Here is a 17,905-nt window from a genome sequence, read left to right on the forward strand (position 1 = left end):
TATACTTTTTTAGGCGAGGAAAATATGCTCTTCCAGTTCCCACTTAGAGTCATCACAGCTTCCTATCCCATTTGTGTTCAGCTCAATAAAAACTTGCCAAGGCTTAACCACGAATAGACCAGAGGACTGTCCCTCTGGCCTACATTCACAACCTACAAAACCCCAATACTCAAGACAGTCTGTACGTTCTCCCCCACACCAACCATCACTAACTCATCTTTCCGATTGAATTCATCCGTCTTCGCCATCCAAGGCTCCACACAGACAAAGTCCTTCCCGCTCTCTGTCCATAACATCACATACTTAAATTCACTCCCATAATCGAGCCGAATTCTCTTCCCACCAGATGACGGTTGAAAGGCAATACTAGATTGATTAGCATCTAATAAAACAACTGCTTCCTTCAACCCTTCTAAATCAACACGACCTTCAAACTCTTTCGCCTGCCCATCATTATAATCAAAGTACCTCGTTGCATCCGTTTCATATGTAAGATTCTTACCAGTCGATTTGAAATATGGATGAAACCCTGGATACATTGGCATCGGCTGTTCCCCAGTATTCATATACTCCTGATGGATAGCGAGCCTCCCATTCTCCAAGACATAAGTAAATACAACTTCAACTTCAAATGGATACGAAGCCTTCGTCTGCTCATTACTCACCAATCTCAACGTCAGAGAAGCCTTTCCATCTTGCTCATAACCAGCCACTTCCCATGAGGCATTACGAGCAAATCCATGATTGTTCATCCGATACGTAATTCCATCCCATTCATAGCTTCCATCAGTCAACTGACCTGAAATGGGAAATAAAATCGGAATCCCACCTCTCACATTCGCATCTGGCTGATTAAATGTCTCCTCATTCAGGTACAACAACTCTTCTCCCTCTACCCCATACGAATAAACAATCCCACCACGCTCTGGAGCAATCTTGACCCATGAATTCGTTGTTTTATCCTTTAGAATATAGACCTTATAACTTCGATCTACAGCTTCTGTCACTTCATACATATATCCTCACTCCTCATCTCGTAAAATAGCCAGACAAGGACACCCTCACCTGGCTAAAACATCATATTCTACTTAGTAGTATGCGACACAATAATCTCCGCATTCCCCACAAATTTATAGTCTTTCAAAGTCGAAGGAATGATAAAATGATCACCTTTCTTAAACGCATAAGATTGACCATCAACAACAAAGTCACCGTCCCCCTTTAACACACTAACCAATAAATACTTATCATTTTCACGGAACTCAACTGTCCCCTCAAGGTTCCAATGATAAACAGTGAAATACTTCTCTTCAATTAACTTCTTACTCGTTAATCCACCATTCACAGATTCCGTAACCTCAAACGCTGCGTCTTGATGTGGTGTTGTAGCAACTGCAATTGATTTCTCAATATGAAGCTTACGAGTCAGTCCATTAGCATCTCGACGATCATAATCATAGACACGATACGTAATATCTGAGCTCTGCTGTGTTTCAAGGATTTGAATCCCTTTACCAATCGCATGAATCGTCCCACTTGGCACATAAACAAAGTCACCTGGCTTCACTTTGACAGAACGAAGCAGCTCATTCCACTTACCAGCCTCAACCATTTGTGCAAATTCTTCTTTTGAACCTGCATGGTGACCGTAAATAATTTCTGCTCCTTCTTCACAGTCAATAATGTACCAGCATTCTGTCTTCCCAAACGGATACTTCTCTAACTCAACCGCTTGTTCATCATTCGGATGAACTTGAACAGACAGGTCATCATTCGCATCAAGAATCTTGACTAATAGAGGAAATTCTTCGCCCTCTTGATTAGCAAACAACTCACGGTTGGAGTTCCACACCTGATCAAGTGTCTTCCCCTTCAATGGTCCATTAATGACTTCAGAAGGACCATTTGGGTGTGCTGAGATCCCCCAGCATTCTCCTGTTTGCTCTGATGGAATATCATAGCCAAACTGAGTACGAAGAGCTGTTCCTCCCCAAATACGGTCTTGAAACACAGGTTTTAAAAATAGTGGTTCGTTGTACACTCTATTCACTCCAAACTTAGTTATTGGACTTTATTTAATACAGCTTGTTTTAAACTTTCTAATATATCGATACTCTCATTTAGAGTGTTACCCTTCACTCCAAAATAAAACTTAATTTTCGGTTCAGTTCCAGAAGGACGTAGACAGAACCATGAACCATCCTCTAGGAAATACTTCAACACGTTTGAAGTTGGTAAGTTAATCTCGCTCTCTTCTCCAGAAAGAATCTCACTTCGTTTACTTGTTTGGTAGTCCTCAACTGCTACAATGGACCTTCCAGCCATTTCAACAGGTGGATTTTGACGGAATGAAGACATCATTTCATTAATCTTTTCTGCTCCATCTTTTCCTTTAAGAGTTAACGAAACCAAGTCTTCACGATAATAACCGTACTCTTCAAATATCTCCATTAACCCTTGGTATAGTGTTTTCCCTTGTGCTTTGTAATATGCTGCAACCTCTGCAGCCATAATAGATGATTGAACGGCATCTTTATCACGTACAAAGTCTCCAATTAGATAGCCATAACTTTCTTCATAGCCAAATTGGAAGGCATACTCACCAGTCTCTTCATATTCTTTAATCTTCTCACCAATGAATTTAAAGCCAGTTAACGTATCAACTGTGTGAATACCAAATTTCTCTGCAATAGCTCGTCCAATTTCTGACGTAACAACGGTCTTTAAGACGACTCCATTTTCAGGTAGGATTCCCTGTTCTTGTTTCTGAGAAAGGATGTACTGTAGCATTAATGCTCCTAACTGATTCCCAGTCAAAATAACATACTCACCCTTAGCATCCTTCACAGCTACCCCAAGACGATCCGCATCAGGGTCTGTCCCAATTAATAAATCTGCATTAACTCGGTTTCCATATTCAATAGCTAATTCAAATGCAGCATGTTCCTCTGGATTAGGTGAGCTAACAGTTGAGAAGTTTGGATCTGGTAGCTCTTGCTCTTTAACGATTGTAATCTGTTTAAAACCAAGTGCATCTAATGCTCTTCTTACTGGCTTGTTAGCAGTCCCATGTAATGGTGTAAAAACAATATTCAACTGATCTGCCACTTGTTCAATCAGTGTAGGATTTAGAGTAATAGTTTTTAACTGATTCGTAAATGCAGCATCAATATGTTCGCCGATAAAAGTTAATAATCCTTCAGACTTTAACTCTTCAACATCAGCCACTTCAACAGTTAATTCATCTTCAACCTCATTAACCTTTGCGATAATTTCACTTGCAGCTACTGGTGGAAGCTGTCCTCCATCTTCAGCGTACACTTTATATCCATTATACTCAGGTGGATTGTGGCTAGCTGTAATCACTATTCCAGCAAATGCATGTAAATATCGAACAGCAAATGAAAGTTCTGGAGTCGGACGTAGCTCTTCAAATACATACGTTTTAATTCCATGCTTCCCAAGTGTACGAGCAGCCTCTAAAGCAAATTCAGGTGATTTATGACGAGAATCATAAGCAATTGCTACACCTCTAGCCTTTGCTTCTTCACCAAAACCATCAATATATCGAGCTAACCCTTCAGTAGCTTTTCTGATAGTATAAATATTAACTCTGTTTGTACCTGGACCGATCTCTCCACGCATTCCACCTGTGCCGAACTCTAGGTTTTTGTAGAAACAGTCTTCTAGGTTTTTTTTATCATCTTTCAATTTATTAAGTTGAGTTTCAATTTCTTTGTTTAAACGGTTAAATGAAACCCACTTTTCATATAATTTTTCCCAAATCATGTTTTCCTCCATTTATAAACTATTTTAAGGACTATCAATGTTCCTCCAGCTAAAAAACATAAATAAAATAAACCAAAAATGAATTCTACTAGGAACATAGAAAATACGTATTTTATCGTATATAATAGTCGACAATCATCAAAATACAAATATTTTTGTGTATACAATAATTAAATTTATACCAATCAAAATCGGAATTTTCTAGTAAAATAATCATGATAAATAAAGGGATAGATTATCAAATCCACCCCAGTTTAAATCCTATTTTTTAAAATAATACTCAATATACCAATCAGCAAACTTTTGAAGTCCTTGTTCTATTGTTGTTTTTGGCTTAAACCCTACAGCACTTTCTAACATTTCTGTCGAAGCATACGTAGCAGGAACATCACCTGGTTTAATTGGTTCATATATCTTTTCAAATATAACTTTCCTACCTGTAGCATTACTAAGACATTTTTCTAGAGTTTCAATAAAGAACATCAATTTTTCTGGATTGTTATTACCTATATTAAAAACTTTATGGGAAACATTATTAGTATCAAAAGACGGGTTATGAAGAATACGTTCAATCCCTTCTATTATGTCATCAATATATGTGAAATCCCTATACAAATCATTCTTAAAATCACCATTATTAAAAATACTAATTGACTCGCCATTAAAGTATTTCTCTGTAAAATTAAAGTATGCCATATCTGGTCGACCCATAGGTCCATAAACTGTGAAAAAGCGTAAACCTGTAATTGGTATTTTATACAAATGGCTATAAGTATATGCCATTAATTCATTAGATTTCTTTGTTGAGGCATAAAGAGAGACAGGATTGTCTACATTGTCAGATTCCTCAAATGGGACTTTCTTATTTGCTCCATATACTGAACTAGATGAAGCGTAGACAAGATGTTCTACCGGATTATGTCTACAAGCTTCGAGAATATTATAAAAACCAACAACATTGCTTTGTATATAAACATCTGGGTTTTCTATTGAATAACGCACACCAGCTTGTGCTGCAAGATTAATAACAAAATTAGGTTTGAATTCATCAAAAATTTGTAAAACTGTCTCCTTATTTGAAATATCACCTTTAATAAAAGTGAAATTTTCATAAGGAGTAAGATTCTCTAGACGAGCAAACTTAAGATCTACATCATAATAATCATTAATGTTATCAATACCAACAACACGACAGTCCTGTTCTAACAATTTTTTTGATAGATAATACCCTATAAATCCGGCCACACCAGTGATAAAATATATTTTATTTTTATCTAACGTCATATCTCACTATTCCTTTCTAGTCTAATTGAAATTACTAGTTTAATAAATGTCATTACTCTATAGATTTATTGTTCATATAATTCATATAGCTAATAAAATTTATTTTTCTAAAATCAAAAACTAACTAATAGTTCACATGTTTTATTTTAATACTAAATTTATATATTCTTTTAACTCTTTGATAAAACGTTCTTCACTAAAATTTTCAGCATGTTTCCTAATTTCCCTAGGATTCCAAGTTTTTGAATCAAAAGAATTCAATACTTCCATAAGTGCATTTACATTCTGTTCCTCAAAGTACATTCCATTAACTCCTGATTTAATTGAGTCTAGTGCACCACCAGCTCTAAATGCAATAACAGGTCTACCACAAGCGTTTACTTCTAATGGAGTAATTCCAAAATCCTCGATACCAGGAAAAATAAATGCTTTACATTTTTTCATATATGATTCAACATCTTTATCTGAGATTCGCCCTAAAAATTCAACAGATGGTCCTGCAATTGATTCAAGTCTAGTTCTATCTGGTCCATCACCTATTATAACTAATCTCTTGCCAAGTTTTGTACATGCCTCTATTGCCAAATCAATCTTTTTATAAGAGACTAATCTAGAAACAACCAAATAATATTCATCATTTTCTAAACTAATGTCTTTAAAGCGTGTCAAGTTTACGGGAGGAAAAATAATTTTTGAGGGTAAATCATAGTTTTGCTTAATTCGTTTCTGTACTATACTTGAATTAGCAATATAATAATCTACACCTTTCGATGTAGTTTTATCCCATAATCTTAACGGTGCAACCATCATTTTCGCAATGAATTTTAAAAACTTAGGAATATTTACCCCATTCATATAAGTATCAAAATCCCATGCAAATCGCATTGGAGTATGGCAATAACAAATATGAATTGAATCCTTTGATTTTCTCACTCCTTTTGCATAGGCACTACTAGAACTAATAATCAAATCATATTCTGATAATGTAATGGATTTCATAGCAAGTGGATAAAGCCAAAAGTAAGTTTTAAAATGCTTGTTAATACCAGGGATTTTTTGCATCCACGTGGTACGAATATCTGCTTCTTTTAATTCTGAAATCAATTTCTCTTTATCAAGTATTGTTGTGTATATTGGTGCATCAGGAAAAATTTGGTGTAAAACACCTACTACTCTCTCAGCACCACCAGCTTGATTAAGATAATCATGAACGATGGCAACTCTTATGTTTTTATCCATTTTTATCTCCCTTAAAAACTAAAATAAGCTAACTTCTTACAAATCAATAAACTAGAAATAATCTATCTTATACAGTCTCTTCTAAAGTTAAACAATGACTTTCAATTTCTTCCCAAGTTATAAAAATACGTTTTATATCTTCTTCCACCAAATCATTTCCTGTCTGTACTTCAATAAATTCCAAATCTGATTCAGCTTTAATTGAATGTTTCGCACCTACAGGTATTTTTAAAACATCACCTATTTTTATAGATTTCATTTCACCATTAAGAACAAATACACCTTCACCTTTAATTATTGTCCAAGTTTCATTTCTATGATTATGATATTGATAACTTAAATTCGCACCTTTATTAATACCAATTCGTTTCGTTAATACTTCTTGTCCATCTTCAAATTTTGTATGGTCAAGTACTTTGTACCATCCCCAACGTCTTTCTTCGTACATAGGACGTTGTTCAAAACGGTTTACTAACTCTTTGATATTCGGACTTTTTTCTTTATCTGATACTAATATACCGTCAGGACTAACCGCTACCACTGCATTGGGTATACCTAGTACAGTAACAGGAATGTCTAATTCATTAATTAAATGAGTATTTGTTGAGTCTTTAATAATACCTTTGCCTATTAAATTAGTTCCCATTTCTTCAGTTAACGTATTCCAAGTACCCAAATCTTTCCAATAACCCTCGTATGGTAAAGCTACAATTTTCTCAGCTTTTTCTACAACTTCGTAGTCAAAGCTAATTTTGGGTAATCTATCATACTGCTTTAGTAGAGATTCGTACTGAATTGGAAGTCCCTTTTTTTGTAACAAAGTGATAATGTATTCCAGTTTAAAAGCAAATACTCCACAGTTCCAAAGTGCCCCCTGATTTAATAATTCTATCGCTTTAGTTTCAGAAGGTTTCTCAGTAAAATGACTAACATTCAAATAATCCTTGTTGTAATCTTTATTCTCCGGAACTATATAACCATATTTTGAAGATGGATATGTTGGTTCTACGCCAATTAAGGCAATTTCAGCATCACTATTATTAATTGTTAATTCCAAATCTTTAACTTTACTAAAGAATTGATTATCTACGTATGGATCAACAGGTAGTACTCCAATAACTTCTTTTAAACTAACACCTTTTATGCTATATAAATATGTTGCCGCTAAAGCAATAGCTGCAAAAGTATCACGTCGCTCTGGTTCTACAACAACTGAAACTTTTTCTGAATCCAACTGACTCTGAATCATTTCAACCTGTGTATTACTAGTAGCTATAACAGCAGATTCGGATAAATTAACATTTACAAGTTGAGACCAGACTCGTTGTACCATAGAATTCAATTTTCCATCTTCGTTTTTTAAAACTTTTAAAAATTGTTTTGATCTAGCATCATTAGAAAGTGGCCATAATCTTTTTCCTGAACCACCTGATAGTAAAACTAGTTTCATTTATATCACCCTTCTTTAATTAAATTCATACTCTTATAAACAAGGTAATTAGAACAAACAGGATATATATAATTATCAAATCAAAAAATAAACCGTATACTAAACTCTTATAAATATTCAGTTGTTTAACAAATAAACCTTTTTAAAGAATATATCTAAGATTATTGTTCTCATATCTTTGAATATGTGATATTAGTTTGGAATAAAGGGAAAATATTATTAACAGTTGTAGATTTATAAAAAGACATTTTTTTGAAGGTAAGGTGTTTTTCTCTTTTTCATTTCTAATGCACATTTACTATTGATAGCCTACATATCTTTAAAGCTATTTTAATACTAAATTGTTAAGGTAGAGAATACAATGTAAATTGTAGGAAGTAAGTTTTAAAATAAAGGATTAAGCAAACTTCCTTGTTTCAAATAATTAGGAACTCCGTATATTTTTAGTTGGTTTTTAATTGTTCATACACAATCATCACCATTACTATCATGACACTTATTTTCAAACCATTTAATACATATAAAATTAAGGTTATAATTTTCATATACTGGCTCTAATCAAATATTCGAGTCTAATACCTTAATTACATCCAATGCGCACCTATTCCAAGAAAATTTTCCACTTTGTTCAAATCCTAGTTTTTCTAACTTAATTGCTAAATTACTATCGTTTACTAGTAAGCTAATTTTATTAGCAATATCAGTATAATCATATGGATCACAATAAATAGACGCTTCTCCACAGACTTCTGGTAATGAAGAAGTATTGGAAACAATTACAGGACAACCACACGCCATTGCTTCTAATGGTGGTAACCCGAACCCCTCATATAATGAAGGATAAATAAAAACCAATGCATTTTCATATAATGACTTTAACTCATTGTCAGTTACATATCCAACATATTTAATATTTTTATTCTCAATTGAATTTGACTGGTTATCTTTAAATACTTTAGGGTTTGTTCCTCCAGCAATTACAACACTTATATTATCTACTAAATTAATCGCATCAATTATTGCTTTGAAATTCTTATTAGGGTTCATACTACTAACTGCAAAAATAAATTTTTTGTCTCTTAAATCATATTTATCCAAAATTTTATTATCTGGTTTTAAAGCCAGAATATGTTCTTTACCTTCTTTAACTACTGAGATTTTTTCTTCTTTTATTTTGCTATATTTTATCAGTTCGCTTTTCGAGAAATTTGAAACAGTTATAATACTTTTAGCCTGTACTCCTAATCCTCTAAATAAAATTTTATACCATTTCTCAAACATTAATGAAAACGATTTGGGAAATCTATAAACAGCTGCATCATGTATTGTTACAATCTGATTTTTTTTAATCAATGGAGCAGTATTACATAGACTAAGTAGCAATCCGTCTCTTGAATAATAAGGTAATTCCATTTGTTCCCATAAATGTCCCTTTAAAGCCCCGACTTTTCTTACTCTTAAATTATCAAACTTTATATCTAAATCAAGCTTAGGCATCAAAATTATAAACTCGTAATTTTTACTAATTGGATTATTTATAGTAATTATTTTGTCAATAGCCTTTAATAACTCTCTTCCATATCTTTGTACCCCAGTAACTGACTGTGTTAAAAAACGACCATTTATATATACTTTTTTCATTAAATTCACTTCCAGTATTACAAATTGATTCATTCATATTAGAGGTTTTTATAACAATTTTATTTATTTTGACACACACTATTGTAAGTTGTTATATAATCATCTACACTCTTCTCAATATCAAATTGTTTTATATAACTCTTAATATTCGGCTTAAAAGTTGACAGTAATTCAGGTTTCTCCACTATATTAGTAACAATTCTTTCAAATTCTTCTTTTATATCCGGATTAAATAAAAAGCCTGTTTCATTATGAATAATGCATTCTGGAATTCCACCCCTTGTGGACCCAATTACAGGTACTTCATGTGAATATGCCTCAAGTATTACTCTTGGTAAAGGCTCGTTCCAGAGAGAAGGAGCAATAAGTACATCTATATCGGGCAATATATCCTCTGGATCAATATAACCCAAAAACTTTATATTATCAGGATATGACTTGTTATCAATATCAGATTGAATTTTATTATCAGTAACTTTACCCGCTAATAGTAATTCTGCTTGCGAAATATTTTTAAATGTATTCAACAAAAGGTTAACCCCCTTTGTCTCTTCAATTCTTCCCATGTAAAAAAATTTAATTGGTTTATTATTATGATTTTCGGATTTTATTTTTTTATTCGAAGATTCATTTCTAATAACTGCACCATTATAGATTCTCTTTGATGGTACATCTCTAAAGAACCCCAGTTCTTTATGTCTATTTACCATGAATTTAGAGTTTCCAATTACATAATTTACATAATTCTTATTTGTCATATACTTTTTAAATTCTGTTAGAATTGAACATTCCACACAACGATCTTTACAGTTCTTAGAATCTCTGAACATTGTCCCTTTTGAACACATTAAACTAAAATCCCTCAATGTGTGAACAATTGGTATATTATGTTTCTTTGCACTTATCCATGGCAAAGTAGAAAGTCCTACTAAATTATTCGTATGAACTACATCTGGTTTTTCAATAGATATGATTTCACTTATTTTGGTTTCTAAAAATGGATTATAGTTATCTAAACCATGCCATATTACTTTTTTCATCTTGCTTTTATCATTTGACTCACTAGCCCAATATAAATTTCTATATTTTAGATAATATACCTTAACACCATTTATAACATTAATTTTATCTTCCTTTGAGCTACTTACAATTACAGGAGTATGTCCTCTTTGAAGTAACCTTTCAGCCAAGAGCTGAACAGACTTCTCAGCTCCCCCTACAATATTTGGAAAATACAATGTATTAAATATTAATATTTTCATACTAAGACCTCTTTGTAAGACTAAAATTTTGAAGGCAATTTATACAAATTCTTATAACCATCGTTATAATAGGAATAAAATTCTTTTAATAACTTTAAATTGAATTTCCTATAAAATAAAATATATACACTATATTTTAATAATGTTTTGAAATGCACATTCCTTTTACCATATATTGAATTAATATATCCTAAATTCCTATAAAAAATCATTTCTTTTTCCTCTGGTTTAACCATTACTTTTCCTATTAATCCATTAAATAGATTTTTAAAGGTACCTTTATTTTTGGGATGGAAATGTTTTGCATCTATTACAGTACCAACTTTAAAGCCATTGTACTTGGCCCTTTCTATATATTCTACTTCATCACCCCAGATGAACATCTCCTTTTTTATATTTCCTATGCTATCAATTACTTTTTTTGAAATTAAAGTACCATTAAAAGGATTTAATAAATTTGGTATTATTTTATCATCCTTAAAAGAATTTAATTCCTTAATATTAGTAAATTTTTCACCTAAACCAAAGGACAAATTTTCATTATTAGTTATATCAATAACTACAGGGCCAGCAATATCCAAGCTTTTTTCGTTAGAAACTTGAACTAACTTTTCTAGTGAATCGGTTGCTGGTATACCGTCATCATCCATTAGCCAAACATATTCAAAATCACCTTTTAACGCTTCGGAAATACCTTCATAAAATCCTCCCGCACCACCAGCATTACGTTCTAATCTAATATAGTTTATCTTTTTATTATTTAAGTAGTCATTTTCCATTAATAATTCTTGTGTTCCATCGCTACTAGCATTATCAATAATGATTATTTGATCTAACTCTTTTGATTGTTTAATTAATGCATCAATACAAATTAATAAATCATTCTTTCTATTAAATGTAACCACTATTGCTTGAACAGACTGATTTATCATTGTAGTTTCTCCTTAAAAACTTTAAGAGCTTTCGCGACTACTGCATCCATATCATAATACTGATACTCAGCTAGTCTTCCAGCAAATATAACATTATCTAATTTAGAAGCTTCTGATTTATATAGCTTATACTTTTGTGAATTTTCCTCGTTCTTTATAGGGTAATAAGGATCATTTTGACCTGGAATATATTCCTGTGAAAGTTCCTTAACAATTGTTGTATTTGGTAATACCTGACCCGTTAAATGTTTAAATTCTGTTATACGTGTAAAATTATAATTATTTGGGTAGTTTACAGTTCCAACTTTTTGAAATTCTGGTTGGTTGAACGTATCAAATAAAAATTTTAATGATCTGTATGGCAATTCTCCATGTTTGTAGTCAAAGAAATAATCAATTGGGCCAGTATATATTAATTTACCTTCAAAGTCAGAATTTAATACTTTCATTGAATTAGTATCAAAGTTGATATTGATTATTTCCTTATAATCAGTATTTAACATAACTTTAATATTCGGGTTACTTAACATTTTTTCAAATAATTTAGTATAACCTTCCTTTGGCATACCTTGGAACTGATCTTGGAAATAACGATTATCTTTACTAATGTAAACTGGAACACGACCTGTAACTGTTGGATCTAAATCTTCTGGTTTTACCCCCCATTGTTTTACTGTATAATTCAAGAATACTTTTTCGTAAATATACTGAGCTAAATATTTCAAGTCCTCGTCTTGCACTTCTTTAAGTTTTAGAATTGGGACTTTAACATTATAACCAAAGTTATTAATTAGTTTCTCTTCTAATCTTTGAGCCATTGATTTTGGAAATACGTCATATAAAGTATTTATATTAAAAGGGATTGGAACTTCCTTTCCATCAATTTGACCCAAAACATGATGTTGGTATAATCTCCAATCAGTAAATTGTGACAAATAATTCCAGACATCCTTGGACCTTGTATGAAATATATGTGGTCCATAGTTATGAATCAAAACCCCATGTTCATTATAACTATCGAAAGCATTTCCACCAATATGATTTCTTTTTTCTATAATTAAAACTTTTTTATTTAATTGAGAAGCTATTCTCTCAGCTAATACACTTCCTACAAATCCAGCTCCAACTATTACATAATCAAACATTTTTTACCTCCAATATTTTTATTCCTTTATTTTGTAAATAGATAAACATCATAATTGTTATAATTGACTCTACTATAGTAACAGAAATTGCAGTTCCTATATGTTCATACATTGGAACAATTGTTATCGCAATAATAATATTAATTACACCAGATATAATTATTATTCTAGAAAAAGCTTTTTTATAATTAAACGTTAGCATTGTCTGTATTCCAAGAACGTTACTTAAGCCAACTATAAAAGGTAAGAATGCTAATATCTTAACCACTATAACTGAAGGCTCAAAGTCATTTCCTAGTACCAAATTTACTAATTTCTCAGCAAAAATAAAAAGGAAAAGCGACATTACAAAGGTAAATGATCCCACTAACACAAATAGCTTTCGAATAAAAATAAGGGTCTTAACTCTTGATTCAGATACCAATTTATTTATATATGGATAGACTGTCTGTGAAACTGGTTGAATCAGACCCTGCACAGCTTTTACTATTTTTTCCCCAGAAGCATAATATCCTACTACTGTATTATTCGTAAAAATCCCAAGAATAAAAGTACTACTTACTGTATATATACTTACCGAGATTGTTGAAATAAACACATACCAACCTTCTATTAGTTGAATCTTCAATAATTCTACTTTAGGTTTCTCAAACCTTATATCAAAATGTTTGTATATTAAAAATAAAGATACTAAACCGACTATGACAAACCCTATTGAATTTAATAATGGTACGAAATAAATATCAGATTTACTATTTACAAAAATAAAGATTGAAACAGTAGAAATTAGTTTTGCAATTATATTTAATATACTTATATACTTCATTTTCTCCATACCCTGAAAAAACCAAATTGGGAATAATACATTACCGAGTACCATTCCAAAGGAAAGAAGGTAAATTGGCCAATATTCTTTAAACTTATCAATCGAAAAAACAAGTATACATAACAAGGTGAAGCTAGAAATCATTAGTAATAACTTTATAAATAAAACATTTGACAGGATCTCAGATACCTTTTTCTGATTATCCCTATTAATTGAAATCTGTTTTGTTGCTGTTAAGTTAAAACCATAGTCAGTCAATAATAAAAAGTAATGAATAAATGCTTGCGCAAAAGCTATTAGGCCATAATTTCCCGGCCCTAAAATCCTGACTAAATAGGGTAGGGTAATTAACGGAAGGATATAATTCGTCCCCTGTAATATAGCTAATGATATAAAGTTACTCACTAACCTTTTCTTTTGAGTCATTATTATTTTACCTACTATTCTTATATAAATTATTTATCCTATATTTAAAATGCATCTTTTGAGCCAAACAAGACTTTAACAGTTTTGAATAATATCTTTATGTCAACAAACACTGATCTATTTCTAATGTACTCTAGATCCAATTCAACCATTTCATTAAAGCCAACAGAATTTCTACCATTTACCTGCCAGAAACCAGTGCATCCAGGAGTAACAATTAGGCGTTGTGAATCATACTTTGTATATTCAAGTACTTCTCTTGGTAACGGCGGTCTTGGACCTACTAAGCTCATATCTCCTATTAATACATTCCACAATTGAGGCAATTCATCAATACTAGTCTTTCTAATAAATTTGCCTATTTTTGTTACTCTAGGATCTTCTTTCATTTTAAACATGGCGCCACTAACTTCATTATATTTTAGAAGATCTTCTATTCTCTTCTCCGCATCAGTTACCATTGAACGAAATTTGTACATCGTGAATTCTTTCCCATTTTTACCCACTCTCGTTTGTGAAAAGAGAATTGGACCACTTGGATCTTCAATTTTAATTAATAAACTAACAAAAATTAAGATTGGACTAACTATAAGAATTCCAACTATCGAACCTACAAGGTCAATTACTCTCTTCAAAAATAAGTATATTCTCTTCTCCTCTAAAGTGCGCAAATCTAATAATTCAATTTCTTCTCTATCATTAGCAAGACCCGACAACTTTTTGCTCCCCTTTCTATTTGTTTATTACATGCTGCTTCATAAGTACTGTTTCCATAAATGATAGGAGTTCTTTTCTTAATTCTTCATGTTGTAAAGCGAATTCTATTGTAGTTTGGATAAATCCTAACTTTTCCCCTACATCAAACCTACTTCCTTCAAAATCAAATGCAAAAACACGTTGAATTTCATTGAGACTTTGTATTGCATCTGTCAATTGAATTTCTCCACCAGCGCCAGTTTGTTGTTGTTCAAGAAACATAAAAATCTCAGGAGTTAATACATAACGACCCATAATTGCCAAATTAGAAGGAGCTGTCCCTAACTTCGGTTTTTCTACAAATTTATTCACCTGATATCGTCTACCTTGATTTGAAGACGGATCAATAATCCCATAACGATGGGTTTGGTCTTCAGAAACGTTCTGGACACCAATTACAGATGATAATGTATTTTCATATTCATTGATTAGTTGCTTTAAGCATGGTGTTTCTGCTTGAACAATATCATCTCCGAGTAAGACCGCAAATGGTTCATTGCCTATAAAGTTTCTAGCACACCACACTGCATGCCCTAGTCCTTTTGGCTCTTTTTGACGAATATAATGAATGTCTACATTTGAAGATTTACGAACCTTTTCTAATAAATCAAACTTTTCTTTTTCAAATAAATTCTGTTCTAATTCAAAGGAATTATCAAAATGATCCTCAATAGCCCTTTTACCTTTACCAGTTACAATAATAATGTCTTCTATACCAGATTCAATTGCTTCTTCTACAATATATTGAATAGTTGGTTTATCAACGATTGGTAACATTTCCTTTGGCATAGCTTTGGTAGCTGGTAAAAATCTTGTGCCTAAACCGGCTGCCGGAATAATTGCTTTCCTTACTTTTTTCATAAAAAAGTGCCCCCTTATTTTGAAACTAATTCTTTTTTTACATTCGGACGACCGATTGAATAGTATTCTATTCCACTAGATTTAACCGCTTCTAGTTCAAAACAATTTCTCCCATCAAATACAATTGCTTCATTCATTAAGTTTGAAACCTTGTTTAATTCAATATTCTTAACATCTTCCCATTCCGTTAGTATTAATGCCACATTAGCACCCATCAAAGCACTATCTACTTCCGTAACGTAAGTAACATTTACAGGAAGATACTGTTTTGCATTTTCTATCGCAATGGGATCATAAGCTACAACATTTGCACCCAGTTCAATAAGCTTCCTAATTACAATAATTGATGCTGCTTCTCTCATATCATCAGTATTTGGCTTAAATGCTAATCCAAGTACTGCAACATTCATTCCCTCAAGTGAACCAAATCGTTCTACTAGTTTCGTAATTAGTAAGTTTTGTTGTTTGTTATTCACTCGAATAACAGATTTCAGAAGTTCAAAGTCATGCTCAAGATTACCAGCAATTTGAACTAATGCATTCGTATCTTTTGGAAAACAAGAACCGCCATAGCCAATACCTGCCTTTAAGAACTGACTACCAATTCGACTATCTTGTCCCATTCCGACTGCAACATCTTCAATATTTGCTCCAACTTTTTCACAGATATTTGCAATTTCATTAATAAAACTAATCTTCGTTGCTAGAAAAGCATTAGATGCATACTTAATCATTTCAGCACTACGAATATCTGTTTTATATACTGGTGTTCCGAAAGGTTTATTGATTTCTTCAATTAAATTAGCAGCTTGTTCATTATTTGCTCCAATGACAATACGATCTCCATAGAAAGTATCCTTCACAGCGGATCCTTCTCTTAAGAATTCAGGATTCGATACCACTTCTACTTGTACATCATTCACTAAATGATTAACTATCACTTCTTTAATATGGTCATTGGTACCTAACGGAACCGTACTTTTCGTGACAACGACAGTATTCTTGGTTAAATGTAATGAAATATCTTTCGCAGCTTGCTCAATATAAGATAAATTCGCTGACCCATCTTCTTTTTGTGGAGTTCCTACTGCAATATAAATAGCATCTGCATCCTTGAAACCAACTGCATGTTCAGTTGTGAAGTGTAAACGACCATTTTCAATGTTCTTCACCATTAATTCTTCTAATCCTGGTTCATAAATAGGTGAAAAACCTTCGCGCATTTTACTTACTTTCTCTGCATCAATATCAATACATGTAACGTTATGTCCTATATCAGATAAACAAACACCAGTTACAAGTCCAACATATCCTGTACCAATTACAGCGATCTTCATCTTACTACCTCCGAATTTAGCTAAATTATTTATCTATTAAATTTACAGATACCTAGTATCTTTTATATTCACAGTTATTTTCTTGGTTATTCGACAACTTTCGAGAATTCTTTGTCTAAGTGTATCTTTCTCCAATGACAAAATAATGAAAGTTTCATGACATTTCACTAGATTTAAAATATCCCTAGTATTTTCTTTCTCCTAATTTTACTTGGAGATTCTAACATAATCATTTTTCCATCTATCATGTATTCTGCATTTTCATTAAACAGATAGACATAGTCGACCCCAAACTCTTTTTCGATTAATTCCAATGCTTCGCTCATTTTAAAACATCTACTTGTTACATTATGAGCATCTGAAGCAACAAAGTGAGTTAAATTAGATTCAATTAGTTGATACGAAAACTTCTTAATCTTCTTCCCAAAGTGTCCAGTTAAACTCGCCGCAGTCACCTGTGTACATGCACCTTTTTTCACTAGATTATATAGAAGAGCTGGGTTCTCCATAATTTCTGAATTACGTTCTGGATGAACGATAATGGGTGTGAGTCCTTGTAGCTGGATATCAAACAATAGCTTCTCAGTGTATCTTGGCACGTGATTTGATGGTAGTTCGACAAAGATGTATTTTCCCGTGTTGTTCAATGAAAGGAGCTGTCCTGTGTGATATCCCTCTAACATTTCTCCGTAGATTCGTGGCTCTTGGCCTGGTAGGATGGTTAGTGGGATGTGATGTTGATCGAGCGCTCGGTTTAAGTCGGCAACATCCTGTAGGATTTGTTCTTTATTTGTTTCATACTTGCCACTATTATGGTGAGGTGTTGCAATTATTGATGTGATTCCTTCTTCAACAGCCATCTTCGCCATGGCTAAGCTTTCATTTAAATCCTTCGCACCGTCGTCTACACCCGGAAGAATATGACAATGGATGTCAATCATCTTGATCCCCCTTTCC

Annotated in this window: 15 protein-coding genes; all 15 read right to left on the bottom strand. The window is 32.5% G+C overall.

Annotation, left to right across the window (positions count from 1 at the left end):
• Positions 1–152: 152 nt before the first annotated feature.
• The 15 genes from F7888_RS10405 to F7888_RS10475 all read right to left on the bottom strand — a co-directional run bounded on the left by F7888_RS10405 (position 153) and on the right by F7888_RS10475 (position 17,889).
• Positions 153–1,016 (bottom strand): aldose epimerase family protein, encoded by an 864-nt coding sequence (locus tag F7888_RS10405; protein ID WP_191779162.1) that lies wholly within the window; start codon positions 1,014–1,016, stop codon positions 153–155.
• Between the two features lie 68 nt (positions 1,017–1,084).
• On the bottom strand, positions 1,085–2,041 hold the full coding sequence (manA, locus tag F7888_RS10410; protein WP_191779164.1) for a mannose-6-phosphate isomerase, class I: 957 nt from the start codon (positions 2,039–2,041) through the stop codon (positions 1,085–1,087).
• Positions 2,042–2,061: 20 nt separating this feature from the next.
• Positions 2,062–3,789 carry a phospho-sugar mutase gene (locus F7888_RS10415; RefSeq protein ID WP_191779167.1) on the bottom strand — a complete coding sequence of 576 codons (1,728 nt, stop codon included), beginning with the start codon at positions 3,787–3,789 and terminating at the stop codon, positions 2,062–2,064.
• Between the two features lie 261 nt (positions 3,790–4,050).
• Positions 4,051–5,073, bottom strand: coding sequence for a GDP-mannose 4,6-dehydratase (locus tag F7888_RS10420; protein ID WP_191779169.1), 1,023 nt, complete (start codon positions 5,071–5,073; stop codon positions 4,051–4,053).
• 141 nt (positions 5,074–5,214) lie between these two features.
• Complete coding sequence (locus tag F7888_RS10425) at positions 5,215–6,312, bottom strand: glycosyltransferase (RefSeq protein ID WP_225228729.1); 1,098 nt, start codon at positions 6,310–6,312, stop codon at positions 5,215–5,217.
• A gap of 67 nt (positions 6,313–6,379) precedes the next feature.
• On the bottom strand, positions 6,380–7,762 hold the full coding sequence (locus tag F7888_RS10430) for a sugar phosphate nucleotidyltransferase (protein ID WP_191779171.1): 1,383 nt from the start codon (positions 7,760–7,762) through the stop codon (positions 6,380–6,382).
• Positions 7,763–8,320: 558 nt separating this feature from the next.
• The gene (locus F7888_RS10435) at positions 8,321–9,403 is read right to left on the bottom strand and encodes a glycosyltransferase family 4 protein (RefSeq protein WP_191779173.1); all 1,083 of its coding nucleotides are present in this window, start codon (positions 9,401–9,403) and stop codon (positions 8,321–8,323) included.
• A 59-nt stretch (positions 9,404–9,462) separates the two neighbouring features.
• Positions 9,463–10,665 (bottom strand): glycosyltransferase family 4 protein, encoded by a 1,203-nt coding sequence (locus F7888_RS10440; RefSeq protein WP_191779175.1) that lies wholly within the window; start codon positions 10,663–10,665, stop codon positions 9,463–9,465.
• 20 nt (positions 10,666–10,685) lie between these two features.
• Entirely contained in the window at positions 10,686–11,597 is a 912-nt protein-coding gene (locus F7888_RS10445; RefSeq protein ID WP_191779177.1) for a glycosyltransferase, read from the bottom strand.
• The gene (gene glf / locus F7888_RS10450) at positions 11,594–12,742 is read right to left on the bottom strand and encodes a UDP-galactopyranose mutase (protein WP_191779179.1); all 1,149 of its coding nucleotides are present in this window, start codon (positions 12,740–12,742) and stop codon (positions 11,594–11,596) included. The genes F7888_RS10445 and glf overlap by 4 nt, the downstream gene beginning before the upstream one ends.
• On the bottom strand, positions 12,735–13,994 hold the full coding sequence (locus tag F7888_RS10455; RefSeq protein ID WP_191779181.1) for a flippase: 1,260 nt from the start codon (positions 13,992–13,994) through the stop codon (positions 12,735–12,737). Before F7888_RS10455 ends, glf begins: the two co-directional genes overlap by 8 nt.
• Before the next feature lie 44 nt (positions 13,995–14,038).
• Positions 14,039–14,680 (bottom strand): sugar transferase, encoded by a 642-nt coding sequence (locus tag F7888_RS10460; RefSeq protein ID WP_318246266.1) that lies wholly within the window; start codon positions 14,678–14,680, stop codon positions 14,039–14,041.
• 46 nt (positions 14,681–14,726) lie between these two features.
• Positions 14,727–15,611, bottom strand: coding sequence for a UTP--glucose-1-phosphate uridylyltransferase GalU (galU, locus tag F7888_RS10465; RefSeq protein WP_191779185.1), 885 nt, complete (start codon positions 15,609–15,611; stop codon positions 14,727–14,729).
• Between the two features lie 14 nt (positions 15,612–15,625).
• Positions 15,626–16,948, bottom strand: coding sequence for a UDP-glucose dehydrogenase family protein (locus tag F7888_RS10470; protein ID WP_191779187.1), 1,323 nt, complete (start codon positions 16,946–16,948; stop codon positions 15,626–15,628).
• Positions 16,949–17,121: 173 nt separating this feature from the next.
• The gene (locus F7888_RS10475) at positions 17,122–17,889 is read right to left on the bottom strand and encodes a tyrosine-protein phosphatase (protein ID WP_191779190.1); all 768 of its coding nucleotides are present in this window, start codon (positions 17,887–17,889) and stop codon (positions 17,122–17,124) included.
• Positions 17,890–17,905: the final 16 nt, after the last annotated feature.

Source organism: Litchfieldia stipae, assembly GCF_014837155.1.
GTDB lineage: Bacteria > Bacillota > Bacilli > Bacillales > Bacillaceae_L > Litchfieldia.